At 29.8% G+C, this 14,546-nt stretch carries 11 protein-coding genes and 1 pseudogene; 8 read left to right on the forward strand and 4 right to left on the reverse strand.

The window, feature by feature from the left end; genetic code table 4:
• Positions 1-34: 34 nt before the first annotated feature.
• The 8 genes and pseudogenes from alaS (at position 35) to KW512_RS02665 (ending at position 9,639) form a co-directional block, all read left to right on the forward strand.
• Complete coding sequence (gene alaS / locus KW512_RS02630; RefSeq protein ID WP_258841273.1) at positions 35-2,686, forward strand: alanine--tRNA ligase; 2,652 nt, start codon at positions 35-37, stop codon at positions 2,684-2,686.
• Complete coding sequence (gene ruvX, locus KW512_RS02635) at positions 2,662-3,102, forward strand: Holliday junction resolvase RuvX (protein ID WP_069097740.1); 441 nt, start codon at positions 2,662-2,664, stop codon at positions 3,100-3,102. Before alaS ends, ruvX begins: the two co-directional genes overlap by 25 nt.
• On the forward strand, positions 3,092-3,556 hold the full coding sequence (locus KW512_RS02640; RefSeq protein WP_258841274.1) for a hypothetical protein: 465 nt from the start codon (positions 3,092-3,094) through the stop codon (positions 3,554-3,556). The genes ruvX and KW512_RS02640 overlap by 11 nt, the downstream gene beginning before the upstream one ends.
• 1 nt (position 3,557) lies before the next feature.
• Positions 3,558-4,112, forward strand: a complete 555-nt coding sequence (pth, locus tag KW512_RS02645) for an aminoacyl-tRNA hydrolase (RefSeq protein WP_255030795.1) — start codon at positions 3,558-3,560, stop codon at positions 4,110-4,112.
• A pseudogene (gene tilS / locus KW512_RS02650) lies at positions 4,090-4,984 on the forward strand (tRNA lysidine(34) synthetase TilS). The gene pth and the pseudogene tilS overlap by 23 nt, the downstream one beginning before the upstream one ends.
• A 29-nt stretch (positions 4,985-5,013) precedes the next feature.
• Entirely contained in the window at positions 5,014-7,257 is a 2,244-nt protein-coding gene (gene ftsH, locus KW512_RS02655) for an ATP-dependent zinc metalloprotease FtsH (protein ID WP_258841276.1), read from the forward strand.
• Positions 7,258-7,337: 80 nt separating this feature from the next.
• Positions 7,338-8,804, forward strand: a complete 1,467-nt coding sequence (lysS, locus tag KW512_RS02660; protein ID WP_258841277.1) for a lysine--tRNA ligase — start codon at positions 7,338-7,340, stop codon at positions 8,802-8,804.
• Position 8,805: 1 nt separating this feature from the next.
• Entirely contained in the window at positions 8,806-9,639 is an 834-nt protein-coding gene (locus KW512_RS02665) for a Cof-type HAD-IIB family hydrolase (protein WP_258841278.1), read from the forward strand.
• Positions 9,640-9,714: 75 nt separating this feature from the next.
• Here KW512_RS02665 and KW512_RS02670 read toward each other — a convergent pair whose 3' ends face one another.
• From KW512_RS02670 to KW512_RS02685, 4 genes are all read right to left on the reverse strand, one after another.
• The gene (locus KW512_RS02670) at positions 9,715-10,413 is read right to left on the reverse strand and encodes an N-acetylmannosamine-6-phosphate 2-epimerase (RefSeq protein ID WP_258841279.1); all 699 of its coding nucleotides are present in this window, start codon (positions 10,411-10,413) and stop codon (positions 9,715-9,717) included.
• 12 nt (positions 10,414-10,425) lie between these two features.
• The gene (locus KW512_RS02675; protein WP_258841280.1) at positions 10,426-12,270 is read right to left on the reverse strand and encodes a sodium:solute symporter family transporter; all 1,845 of its coding nucleotides are present in this window, start codon (positions 12,268-12,270) and stop codon (positions 10,426-10,428) included.
• 51 nt (positions 12,271-12,321) lie between these two features.
• The gene (locus KW512_RS02680) at positions 12,322-13,203 is read right to left on the reverse strand and encodes an N-acetylneuraminate lyase (RefSeq protein WP_258841281.1); all 882 of its coding nucleotides are present in this window, start codon (positions 13,201-13,203) and stop codon (positions 12,322-12,324) included.
• A gap of 140 nt (positions 13,204-13,343) precedes the next feature.
• Positions 13,344-14,207, reverse strand: a complete 864-nt coding sequence (locus KW512_RS02685; protein ID WP_258841282.1) for an ROK family protein — start codon at positions 14,205-14,207, stop codon at positions 13,344-13,346.
• Between the last annotated feature and the right edge of the window lie 339 nt (positions 14,208-14,546).

Genomic DNA, 14,546 nt, shown 5'->3' on the forward strand with positions numbered 1-14,546 from the left:
ATTAAGTAAAATTATTATTATAAGGATATAACAAATGAAAAAATTATCAGCTAATGAAGTTCGTCAACTTTGATATGATTTTTTTCAGCAAAAAAATCATCTTCTTATAGAATCTAAACCCCTTGTTCCCCAAAATGATGATTCGCTTCTTTGAATTAATTCAGGAGTTGCGGCCTTAAAAGATTATTTTATTGGTAAAAAAATTCCACCTTCAAAACGACTTGTTAATTCGCAAAAAGCACTAAGAACTAATGATATTGAAAATGTTGGTCAAACCTCAAGACATCACACTTTGTTTGAAATGCTAGGAAATTTTTCAATTGGAGACTATTTCAAACTAGAAGCGATTGATTTTGCCTTTGAATTTTTAACTAAATGATTAGAATTAGACCCTGAAAAACTTTATATAACATATTATGATAGTGATTTTGAGACTTTAAATAAATGGAAAAGTTTAGGTTTTCCTGAAAATAGACTTATTCCTGGTGGTAAAAAAACTAATTTTTGAGACTTAGGTCAAGGTCCTTGTGGCCCATGTACCGAAATTTATTTTGACCGTGGTGAAAAATTTGATGCTCGTGGTGATGAATTAATAAGAAATGACATCGAAAATGACCGTTTTATTGAAATTTGAAACATTGTTTTTTCAGAATTTAATAACGACGGAGCGCAAAATTATTCACCATTAATGTCAAAAAATATTGATACTGGTGCAGGTTTTGAAAGAATCGTCTCAATTTTGCAAAATGGTCCAACTAATTATGATACAGATTTATTTTTGCCAATTATTGCAGAAATTCAAAAGTACACTGATTTTAAATACGATATTGAAAATTATTTTAAAAAAGATACAAAACAAGCCCAAATTAATAAAAGTTTTAGACTAATTGCTGACCACATTCGCGCAATAAGTGCCGCAGTAAATGATGGCGTTATGCCATCAAATTTACACCGAGGCTATATAATTAGGCGTTTAATTAGAAGAGCTTATTGAAACGGGAAAAAATTAGGAATTTCAGAAGAGTTTTTACACAAATTAGTTCCAATTGTCGCTAAAACACTGAACGCTAATTTTGATATTGAAAAAATTGAGTCGGTGATTTATCATGAAGAAAAAAATTTTATAAAAACTCTTGAAATTGGTCATGAACTTTTAGAAAATGAGATAGAAAAAACTGAAGGTCAAATTTCTCCAGAAATTGTTTTTAAACTTTTTGTCACTTATGGATTTCCTCCTGAACTAACCCAGGAAATTCTTCAAGAAAAAAATATTAGTTTTGACCTTAAATCATTAGAAGAATATCGCGAAAAACACGCTCAAATTTCCCGGGCAAATATCAAAAAAGGTATGGGAAAAGTTATTGATTCTTTAAATCAAGTTACATCACAAATTTCAGAATTTATAGGTTATGAATTTCACAAAACAGAAACAAAAATTGCTTTTTTAGCAAATCAATTTAATAAAATTGACCAAACTAACGAAGGTGAAATTTCATATGCAATTTTTGAAAAAACTCCATTTTATGCAACAGCAGGTGGTCAAAAACATGATCAAGGATATATAATTCAAAACGGCAAAAAAATTGAAATTATTGATGTTTTTAAAGACAAATTTTTAAATAATGTCCATGTTTTTGAAGGTGAACTATCAAAAAATTTACCGGTAATTTTAGAACTAAATTCAGACAACCGCTTAAAATTAGAGCGAAACCATTCGGCAACTCACCTTTTATTTGCTTCACTTCGGGCAGAATTTGGCCCTCAAATTAAGCAACTTGGTTCTGATAATAATGAAGAAAGACTAACTTTTGACTTTCCTTGTGCCCAAAAACCTTCAAAAGAACAAATAAAATCTGTCGAAAACCGTGTAAATTCATATATAAGTCAACAAGTTCAGCGCCAATATTTAGTCACAAACCTAGAAAAAGCCCAAAAACTAAATGCAATTATGACATTAGAAGAATCAGAATACATGGATCCTAATGCCCTTCGACTTGTGGTTTTTCCCGGAATTACAACAGATTTATGCGGAGGAACTCACGTTCAAAACACTAAATTATTAGAAAAATTCACAATTTTATCCTGCCAAACTAAGGGTTCAGGCATTTACCGGATTCGTGCTGTTAGCTCTTTTGCCAAAAATGTTGAGTTTTTAGAACAAAATATTGAACTCTTGAAGTTTCAAATTACTTCATTAGTTAACAAAATTGCAAAAATTAGTCAAGATTTTACCTTTGATTTTCCAAGTTTTACTGATTTAGATTTAGAATTTGAGCACTTGACAAAAATTGAAGAAGAGCTTAAAGAGAAATACAAAAAAATCCTAAAAAATCAAGATATTTCTCAATCATTAGAATTAAATTTAGAAAATTTTGTTGACATTAGTCAAAATAAGTTTTACATTGATTTGGAATTTAATTCCAAAAATTTAAAACAATCAGCTGCTACTTTTAGACAAAAAAACCCAAAGTCAACATTTATTCTAGCCACAAACCTCGAAGACGAAAATTATTTAATTACAGTTGCATCTTTTAACTTAGAATCAAATATCATTCTTGAAAAAATTCTAGAAATTTACGATGGTGCAGGGGGTGGAAATTCTAAAATAGCTCAGGCAAAAATCAAGAAAAAACCTATAAAAGACGATATAATTAAGCTTTTATGAGCATTAGACCCAGAGTTTTAGCACTTGATTTAGGGGTTAAGTCTTGCGGCTTTGCAATTTCTGATTCAGATTGGAAAATTTCACTACCCCTTGAGCAATATAATTTTAATAGGTATGATTTTGCAAGAGTTATCGCGCGAATTGGTTTTTGATTAGATCAATATTCTATTTCTACTCTTGTTTTAGGTTATCCTTTAACTTTATCAGGTAAAATTTCTCCAAGAACAATTATGGTCGAAGAATTTGCCCAATTAATAAAAAAACACTATCAAATACAGCTTTTTTTTCAAGATGAGCGACTTTCTTCCAAGGAGGCCAACTCAATTTTAATTGACTCAGGTTTGTCCTTTAAAAAAAGGCAAAAAATTATTGACAAATTAGCAGCTCAAATTATACTTGAAAGATTTTTACAAACACAAAATGGATATGAAAAATAAAAAAACTTTAACTCAAGAACCAATAAACCTTTCAGACCCACAGCGAGTAATAATCGCAAAAGAAATTTCAAATTCAACAAATCCAAGTTACGAAAAACTTTATTCACTTTTTTATACTGAATTTGAAGATTTGCGAATTTTTTCTGTTGTTTTTGATGAGAAAAAAAATATTCTTGCTTTTGAAATTGACAGAAATACTTGAGAAACAACAAAAACCTTTGTTGAATTTGACGACCAAACAATTGAACTTCTAGAGATGCAAATTAATGAATTTTTTGATACAAATAAGTTCATATTTGAAGGCAAGCCAATTGATCCTTTTACTTTTTTTAATAATTTCTGGCCTGAAACCGAATATGATGATATAATTGAGGAACTTAGTGATAAAGAAGCAATTAGAGTTCCTGAATTAAAAAATAAAACAAAAAAAGCTATAAAATCAAAGGTAAATTAAGATGAAACTAATTGTTGGACTTGGTAATCCAGGCGAAAAATATGCTCAAACAAAACATAATGTGGGATTTTGAGTTCTTGATTTATTAGCTGAAAAACTCGGATTGACCTTTGATCAAAAAACTGAAAATGGCGTTTTTTGTAAAACAAGTGATTTTATTCTTGCAAAACCAACAACATATATGAATAAATCAGGTGATTTTGTCTTTGAATTAGTCCAATTTTACAAAATTAATATTCTTGACGTGATAATTGTTTATGATGATATGAATTTTGAAATTGGCCAGGCACTAATTAGAGCAACCGGGAGCGCAGGTGGGCAACGAGGCATGGAAAATATTATTGAAAAATGTGGCACTAAAGATATAAAAAGACTAAAAATTGGTATTTCCCGCGCCGAAAATTCCAAGGAATACGTGCTTAGTCCTTTTGAAAATCAGGCCAAAATTAAAGTTAAACAAGTTATTGACCAAGCTGCTGACATTCTTATTTTTTATTTATCAAATAGTTTTATGACTACGGTTCAAAAATTTAATGCTAACAAAAACAAAGCCTAAAGAAAGATTTTTAATTGCAGTTTCTGGCGGCTCTGATTCAATGTTTTTGCTTGACAAATATAAAAATAAAGATATAATTGTTGTTCATGTCAATTATAATTTGAGGCCACAGGCCATTTTTGAAACTTTATTAGTTGCAAAATTTTGCCAAAAATATAATTTAATGCTTAAAATTTTATCCTTTGATAGTTTTTCTGTTTCAGGAAATTTGCAGGCAAATTTAAGAAAGGTTCGTTACGAGTTTTTTTACCGAGTTTATAAACATTTTAGATGCACGAAATTACTTGTGGCTCATCACTGAAATGATTTTGTCGAAACAATTTTTTTGCAAAAAGAACAAAAAAAGTTAGTAACATTTTGAGGAATCCGTAGGCAAAATTTTCTTTTTGGAATGCAAATTTTAAGACCACTTTTGTATTTTTACACAAAAAAAAGAATTCTTAATAGTTGTAAAAAAAGAAAAATCCCTTATCTTGATGATGATTCAAATTTTACAGACAAATACAGGAGAAACGCGATTCGCTTTAAATTACAAAAATTAAGCACTTTTTCTTTATTTTTTACTTTTTCTGTTCATTTCATTGCAAATTTTTTTAAATTAATAGAACTAAAAAAAAAACTATAAAACTCTTGAAAAGTGGAAAAAAACAGAATACCATGCTTATTTTTTCCAAAAAATTCGAAAAAAACCGGAAATTATCTTTTTATATTTGCACCAAAATTTTGACAATATTAAATTATCAAAGGGGAAAATCAATTCAATAATTGACTTTATTAGTTCTAAAACACCCAATGGATCGTTTTTAATAAAAAAAAATAACTATATAATTAAAAAAAAACTAAAAATATATGCAAAATCTAGTAAAATTTAGTAAGATTTGTTGAACTAGAAAGGAAAATCATGCAAGTAAAACAAAAAAAGAAACCATCGGTCGGTTGAATTGTTCTTTTAATTTTGGCTTTAGCAGGAATTGCTTATCTTATGTATTATTATTTGCAACCGAGGCTTACTGTTAAAAGTTTATCTCATTTCGAAGAACAGCTAATTAAAAATGCCCAAAACACAACCGATAATAATTTCTTTTACTCAATTATTTTTGATATTAATGCTTATCGAATTCGTGTAGTTGAATCTGAAGGAGGAAAAGCAATTGCTTATTCGGTAATAGCAAATCCTGCTGTTATTACAAAATTCCAATCTGGTGCTGCTGAACTTAGCCCCGTGATTAAAAATCAACTTCAAAATTCGAATATTACAACATATTCAGAATTAGTTTCACTTTCAGTTAAAACAGTTCCGTCAAATTATACAAATCTTACAGATGCAACAAAGAGCCTTCTTAATAGTCTTTATAATTCAATTGGTGCAACAATACCCGATAATAGTATCTATTTGCCTTCTTTTTCTTCAGCCGATAGACCTTCTGTAACAATTTTACAATATATTCTCTCATTTCTCCCAGCACTTTTACCAGTTTTATTATTTGCTTTTTTATTTTATCGTGTGAACAAAAATTCTCAAGGAGGTTCAGGATTTTTCAATCCTGGAAAAAATCAAGCAATCCGTATTAAATCTGATAAAAAATACACTGATGTTGCAGGAAATGTTGAGGCCAAAGAGGAAATTTCTGAATTTATCGACTACTTAAAAAATCCTGGGCGTTATTCTAGCGCCGGTGCAAAAATTCCACGTGGAATTTTGCTAGGAGGTCCTCCAGGAACCGGAAAAACATTACTTGCAAAAGCTACTGCTGGTGAAGCAAATGTACCTTTTTTCTTCATTTCTGCATCTAATTTTGTGGAATTATATGTTGGAGTTGGAGCAAAAAGAGTGCGTGAATTATTTAGAGATGCACGAAATGATTCTCCGGCGATAATTTTTATTGATGAGCTTGATGCAATTGGACGCTCCCGAGGTTCAGGAATTGGTGGGGGTAATGACGAAAGAGAGCAAACACTAAATCAACTTCTAGTTGAAATGGATGGTATGGTTGAAAATACCGGACTTTTAGTAATAGCAGCAACAAATAGAACCGATGTTCTTGATCCAGCCCTCTTACGTCCAGGTCGTTTTGACCGTTCAATAATTGTTGGTCTTCCTGACGTTAGAGAACGTGAAGAAATTTTAAGATTGCATGCAAAAGGCAAAAGAATTTCTAAAAATATCACACTTGCAAATATTGCCAAAAGAACTCCTGGATTTTCAGGAGCCCAATTAGAAAATGTTATAAATGAAGCAACACTTTTATCAGTTCGTGAAAAAACTCAAGTCATTACAAGTGAGCAAATTGACGAGGCAATTGATCGAGTAATTGGTGGGCCTGCCAAGAAAAATCGCGTAATAACTGAAAAAGAAAGAATAATGGTTGCTTATCATGAAGCTGGGCATGCCGTTGTTGGTTTAAAATTAAGATCCGGGGTAAAAGTTCAAAAAATTACAATTGTTCCTCGTGGAAATACCGGTGGTTATAATTTAATGCTTCCTGAAGAAGAAAAATATAACAGTACAAAATCAGAACTTTTAGCAACAATTGCGGCATTTATGGGTGGTCGAGCAGCTGAAGAAATAAAATATGGTGAACAAGAAATTTCTACTGGCGCTGGTAATGATATTGAAAAAGCTACAAAAATTGCCCGTAAAATGGTTACCGAACTTGGAATGTCATCACTGGGTCCAATTCAGTATGAACAAGATCAATCATCGCCATTTTTAGGAAGAGATTATATAAAAAATACATCATTTTCTTCAAAAGTTGGTCACGAAATTGACATTGAAATTCGCCAAATTATTTCTAATGCTTACAAACAAGCTACTGAAACAATTAAAAATAATTTAGATTTACTTGAATTAATCAAGGATACTTTATTAGAAAAAGAGACAATTGTTTATGAAGAAATTCAACAACTAGCCGAAACTCTTGAACCACTTCCAAAATCTGACCCAGTTCAAACTAGTGCTGTAAAACCTTCTGATATTTTGAACGAACTTTTATCAGTAGACCCAGATCCTGAAGAAAATTTAGTTGAAAATCTTCAACAAAATTCAGAGCAAAAATCAGAACAGAAATCAGAACAGAAATCAGAAGAAAACCCTGAACAAAATCAAGAAGAAAATTCAGACTCTACCCCAAATCAAACTAATTAAAATTTTCTTCATTTTTATTTAAAATTTAGAAATACTGAAAATAGTTTCAGAATTAAATTGACGTTTTAAGGAATAAGACTATGTCAAAATTAAACGACCAACAACAATTTCGCCTTGAAAAACTTAAAAATTTACAATCCAAAGGATTTAATTATCCAAAATCAATTTTCTTGCATGATAATTTGGATGAAATAATTAAACAATATCAAGAAAAAAACCATGATTTTTTTGTTGAAAACCAAATTAAAGTCGCTTTTGCAGGTCGTCTTATTCGCCAACGTTCCCCATTTTTCATTATTTATAGTCAATCATTAGAATTTCAAGTCTATGCAAATAAGGATTTTCAAACACAAAATCAGTTTATTTTCTCAAATTTAGACCTTGGCGACATAGTTGAAATTTCTGGATATTTATTTAAAACCAAAACAAATCAAATAAGTCTTAAAGCAGAAACTTTTTCAATTTTAGCAAAATCACTCCACCCATTGCCTGATCAATATTATGGAATTGAAAATGCTGATGATAAATATCGCAAGCGATATTTAGATTTATTAGTAAATGAAAAATCAAGGCAAACTTTTATTGTTAGAAGCAAAATTATCTCCTTAATTCGCAAGTTTTTTGACTCACAAGGATTTTTAGAAGTTGACACTCCTGTTTTGCAACCAGTTTTAGGTGGCGCTTCGGCTAAACCATTTGTAACATTTTATAATTCATTAAGTCAAAATTTTTACTTACGAATTGCAACTGAGTTACCGTTAAAAAAATTGTTAGTTGGTGGAATTGATGCTGTTTATGAAATTGGTAAAATTTTTCGTAATGAAGGTTTTGACACAACTCATAATCCCGAATTTACCTCAATTGAATTTTACCAAGCCTATTCAGATTTAAACAGGATAATGGATCAAACTGAGAATTTAATTCGTTTTTTGTTTGAAGAACTTGGATTAAATCAATCAGATCACTCATATGGTGAAAATAAAATTGATTTTTCACAAAAATTTGCCCGATATGATATGGTTCAAATTACCTCTGAAAAAATGGGCTTTGACCTAAAAAGTGCAAATTTTTCTGAACTCGTTGAATTAGCCAAAAAAAATGCTATAAAAATCGAGCCCTTTTTTACAAAAGGACACTTAATTAACGAATTTTTTGAAAAATTTGTTGAACCTACACTAATAAATCCGACTTTTATAACCGGTCATCCTATTGAAATTTCGCCTTTAGCAAAATCTGATCCAAAAAACCCAAATTTCACACTCAGAGCTGAACTGTTTATTGCTACAAAAGAATTTGCAAATATGTTTGACGAATTAAATGATCCTATTGACCAACTAAGTCGTTTTCGTGCTCAAATGGCTGAAAAAGAACAAGGAAATAATGAAGCTAGTGAAATTGACTATGAATTTGTTCAAGCTCTTGAACACGGAATGCCCCCTGCAGCCGGGTGTGGAATTGGAATTGATCGTCTTGTAATGCTTTTGACAAACAATGTGTCTATTCGCTCTGTAATTTTATTCCCGCAACTAAAATCTAAAAAGGACTAAAATGAAACTATTTTTTGCTTTTGATCTTGATGGCACACTTTTGCGTTATGACAATACAATTCACCCTGAAAATGTTAAAATGCTAAAAAAACTCTATGAATTAGGGCATATTTTGGTTGTTGCAACTGGAAGAGGACTTTCAGCCTGCATAGATTTAGCAAAACAATATCCATATTTTCACTACCTAGTTTCGAATAATGGGACATTAGTTTATGATCTTGCAACTAAAAAAACAATAAATAACGGGACACTAAAAAAGCAAGTTGCCTTTGATTTATTTCAAGATTGTCAAGAATCTAATTCAATTTGCGCATTTTCTACCCCACATCGTCTTTTTGAATATTCTTCGCAAAAAAGTTATGACTGGCTAAAAAATCAACATATAATGGATTTGAATTATTACACTAAAGTAAATAATTTTGAAATTTTAGAAATTATTGAAACTGATCCCATAACTCAAATTGCTTTTCGAAATGATGAAAAACTAATAAAAGATTTGTATAAAAAATGGTCTAAAAAATTAGAAAATCATTATAAAGTAACAATAACTAACAGAATTTTTCTTGATATAAACCCATTAAACGTCGATAAAGCAAGTGCAATTTCAGATTTATTAGTTAAAAATAATCTAACACCTGACCATTTAGTTGCTTTTGGTGACAGTTCAAATGATTTTCAAATGATAAAACTAGCCCGATACGGTTTTGCTATGCAAGATGCAACTCCTGATTTAATTGAGGTAGCCTCAAGAAAAATTGGCAGTTGTAAATCTGACACAATTGCAAGAACTATCGATATTCTTTTAGAAAATCAAGACAAATTATTTTCTGCCTAAAATTTATGAAATTAAAAAAAAGCTTCTTGAATCAATTAACAAGAAGCTTTTTTTTAAAAAATAGACCTTAAATTCTTAGTTAATTTCTTTGCGAATTTTATCAACAAAAAATTTAGTGATAACATAAGGTCGAGTTATCATTGAGCCAACAACGACTGAATGGGCGCCAATTTTAAAAGCGTCAATTACATTTTGAGGCTCATTAAAGCCACCTTCGGCAACAACTTCTATACCGGTATTGTGCACTTTTTGAACCATTCAGCGTAAAAACTCGTAATTATTTTCAATATTATTGTGGTTTTTTGTTGTTTCTGTATAACCGCGTAAAGTTGGGGCGACATAGTCAAATTTTAATCTAATTGCATTTTCAACATCTTCATAGTCAGCGCAATCTGCAAGTAAATATTGGTTCTTTTTTCGATTTTTATGAAAAAAATCAACAATTTCATCAAGATTTTCTGCCGGTCTGTTGCGCAGAGTTGCATCAATTGCAATTATTTGGTTATCAAATTGCATTAATTCTTTGAGTTCAGCCAAAGTTGGAGTAATAAAAACGCTTGAATTTGGGTAAGTTTTTTTAATCAAAGAAATTAACGGTACTTTTTGGTTTAACTCAAAAAAATCTTTGACATTGTTAATTTGTGAAGTTCTAATACCATCAGCCCCACCTAAAAGCGCAGCTTTCATCATTTTTTGCATTATTTTTGCCCCATAAAGAGGCTCATCTTCGAGCGCTTGACATGAGACAATAAAACTATTTTTTAAAAGACGCATTTTTTTTACCCTTTAATTAGTGATTTTTGCTAATTTTTCCTTTATTTTTTCATATTCAGCTAATTTTTCGTTTTGAGCTTTTTCAATTTGAGAAAATTCTTGATTTGCTTGGATTGTCTCATTTTCTCTATAGTTAGGATGTCCAAAAATTAGAATTTGATACCATTTTGGCATTAAATTTGGAACAGTTTTTGCAACTTTTTTGGCAATTTTTTGCAACTTAGAATCATTTTTTGCAATTTGCTTTTCTAAGGCAATTAGCTGATCAAATTCAGGTGTTTTTGTTCAAATTGTTAAATTTGTTAAGTTTTTCTGTTTTTTACTAAAGAAAGTATAAATTATTGAACCCAAATAACCAAAAATAATTGTAAGGAAAAAGGAAATTAGTGCTACATATTCGCTAGCAAATTGAATTACTAAATTTGCAGGAACAATTCTTTTGTTTGTAAAGATTCATAAAAATAAAGCAGTAATAAAAGCAACACTAATTCCGAGAACGGCACCAAAAGAATTTGTTCTTCGAGTTAGAATTCCTAACATATAAACAGCACCAATTGGCACACCAAAAAGTCCAACTACTGCAAGGAAAAGGTCAAATAAATTAGTTTGTCCTGAATATGTCAAAAGAAAAGCGACTAACATTCCTTGAATTCCGAAAAATGTAATTAAAATTTTTGAGATAATTAACATTATTCGGTCTTTTATAGGTGCTTTTTTCCGGAATTTACGAATTGGCTGAATAAAATCACTAACAATAACATTAACTAGCGAGTTCATTGAAGATGAAATTGTTGATTGACTTGCGGCAAAAACTGCGGCAATAATCAAACCAGAAAGTCCGGTTGGTAAAACTTTTATGATGAAAAATGAAAGAAGTTGATTATTTGCCGCACCTTGGCGACCAACAATTTGGTCAATTGAATTTTTGGCATCAACGTCAAATCCTTGGGATTTAAAGTAACTATACAACATTGAACCAACGCCATAAAACACAAAAATGGTAATTAAAGTTAAAATTGCGTTAATATAGATAGTTTTATTAGTTCCTGAAATGAATTTTGAGGTTTTATATCTTTGGACAATGTCCTGAGATGCTGTATAAGAGAAAATGGTCTCAACATATTTTCCTAAAAAAAGAAGGAACATACCACCACTAGCGGCACTTATTTTTCATTGACCTGCATTAAAAATTGACTGATAAATACCGTCTTTACTTCAGTCAGTTTGAACTAATCCAAAAATGAGGATGCAAATAATTCCTAAAAGTAAAACAAGACCTTGGATTGCATCAGTTCACAAAACACCTTTAAAACCACCTAAAAATGTGTTTAAAATTACGACTATCGCCATAATTCCGATAATTAAATAAATGTCTAAATCAACAAAAAGTGATAAAGTCAGTGCTGGAATATATAGAACAATTGCAATCCGAAAAATGTGAAAAATAGCAAATAAACCACCACTTAAAGCCCGAATTAAATAATTATAACGACTTTCAAGATAAGCATAGGCGGTATTTGCAGTAATTTGGCGATAAAAAGGGATAATTCATTTAATTAAAACTGGGCTAATCAAAATTATTGCCACTTGCCCAACAGATCACATTCATCCTGTTTTAAAAGCAAGTCCGGGAAGACCTAAAAATGTAAGCGAAGAAAGCCCGGTAGCCCAAATTGAAAGAGCAATAACAATTGACGGAACTTTAATTGACTTTGCTACTAAATAAGAATCAGTGCTTTTTTCCTTATTATTTTTTTCTTGGTACCAAAAAAATAATCCAAGCAATAGCATTGAAAGCATATAAATTGCTAAAATAATTCAATCAGTTGTTGAAAAACTTGATTTAGTTTCTTCCATATTTTCCCCCTTTCTCAACTTTTTATAATTAAAAATTTAAAAAAGTTGAAGCTAGTCTAAAAATTTTTCTTTAATTTCAAGCGCCTTTTGGTTTAGTGTTTTGCTGCCAATTTTTTTAAAGGGAAGGCGATTATAACCAGCATCAACACCATAAAGTTGCATAATTGCTTTGATTGTTTGCATTAGTCCAACTTCTAAAAGTGATTGAATATAGTCATTATAAACATGAATTTCATTTTTAAAGGCTAGTAAATCACCTTTTTTTGCCAAATCAAGAATTTTTCTTGCTTTAATTGCGTTTGTATTATAAGTTGAACCGATAAATCCACGCGCTCCTAAAAGGTAGGCAAGTCCAAAAGCTTCATCAAAAGCATACATTCAAATTTTTTCTGGATAAGTTTTGATTAGTCTTTCGAACAAAAAGATGTCATTTGACCCAAATTTGCAGCCAATAACATTTTTAAGATTTAAAATGCTACCAAATTGCTCAATGTTAATTTTTGAGCCTGCAAGTTGGGGCAAGTAATAAATAAACATCGGCAAATCAACGTTTTTCGCAATTTCTTCGTAGTAGTTTTTGATTTCATCAAAAGAAAAATTATAATAAAAAGGTGTGATTGCGCTGATTGCATCAAAACCAAGTTCTTTAGCTTTTTTTCCTAGTTGGATTGCTTCTTCAAGATTTAAACTTCCAATCTGGGCAATTAAAGTTACCTTATTTTTTGCTTTTTTAGCTACAATTTCATAAATTTTTTGTCTTTCTTCAACAGACATTAACAAAAATTCGCCCGTTGATCCAGTGACATAAAGACCTTCAACTTTTTGGACATTAATTAAAAAATCAAGAATATCTTCAAGATTTTTAGTCATAAGTTCGCCTTTTTCATTAAAAGGACTTATTAAAGCGGGAAAAAATCCATGATATTTTTCCATATTAGCCTCCTTTTATAGAAAAATCTTTTATATTGATTTTCCTATTTTTTGTATATAAAATAATTATATATAAAAAAACCCGTATTTTTGGCAAAAACGGGATTTTTCTTTATTTCTGTTAGTTTTTGTTAATTTATCTACTAAAGATTAAATTTTTGCCTTAAAAGATAAAAAGCACCGAGCATACCAGCATTATTTTTGGATTCTGCGATCAAAAGTTCACATTTATAAGGAGTTTGCTCTAACATTTTTAGGAATTTTTGCTGAATTTTTGCAAAGTATTTCTTATTTATATAGGAAAAGCCTCCACCAATAAAGATTTTTTCTAAATTTTGAAAAATTGCAAGCTGATAAGTGAATTCAACAACTTTTTGGAAATAGTCATCAATCATTTTTTGAAAATTAGTGTCACTTTTATATAAATTATCAAACTTTTCATATTCAGAAATTCTAATATTATAAAGTTTACTAATTTCTTTGTCAAGCAAACTAAAAGAAAGTCAATCATCAAGTCTTTGACCCTCGTAAATTAGATAACCAAATTCACCAGCAAGAAAATTTTCACCTCGAATTAATTCATCCTTGACAATTCCAATTCCAACGCCAGTCCCTAAAGTAACTGTTGCGTAATTTTTTAGGTTTTTGTGATAAAATTTTTCAGAAATTGCAGCGGCATTTGCGTCATTTTCGACAACAACTGGCAAATTAAATTTTTTTTCTAAAATAGAAAAATCACTACCAAAATATGGTAATGTTTTATGATTTACAAAAATAATTTTCTTTTTTTCAACATCAACCCCGCCCATTGTAGCAATAGCGATTCCTTTTATGTCTTTAGAAAATTCTGACTTTTCTAAAATTGAGCTGATAATTTCCTCTAAATCCTCTAGAATTGAACTGATATTGGTTTTAAAAGTTTTTGTTTTGTGAAAAAAATTGTTATTATCAATAATTCCCATTTTAATGTTTGTACCGCCAATATCAAAAAGAATCAATTTGTCCATTTTGCCTCTCTTTTTTAAAATAACCTTTGTTTTTATAGCATTTTTTAAATCTTGCTAGTATAAATTTGGTTGTTTCTTTAAAAAATTATAACTTATAAAAGCAAAAATAAATTAGAATAATAATAAATTAGAATTAAAAATTTTTTGAAATTATAGTAATTCCAAGCTAATTCGAAAAATCAAGATTTATGATAAAATAATTTATTAATTGCTTAATTAATTAAATTTGTCTTGTAAGATTTAAAGATAATAAAAATTTACTCATTAAAAACTAAAAAAAACTGTCGAATTAGTTTTGCAAGATTTAATGGCTAAAAAAATTAAAATGAATTAGAAAAA

Source organism: Mesomycoplasma ovipneumoniae, from assembly GCF_024758565.1.
In the GTDB taxonomy this organism is placed as follows: domain Bacteria; phylum Bacillota_I; class Bacilli_A; order Mycoplasmatales; family Metamycoplasmataceae; genus Mesomycoplasma; species Mesomycoplasma ovipneumoniae_B.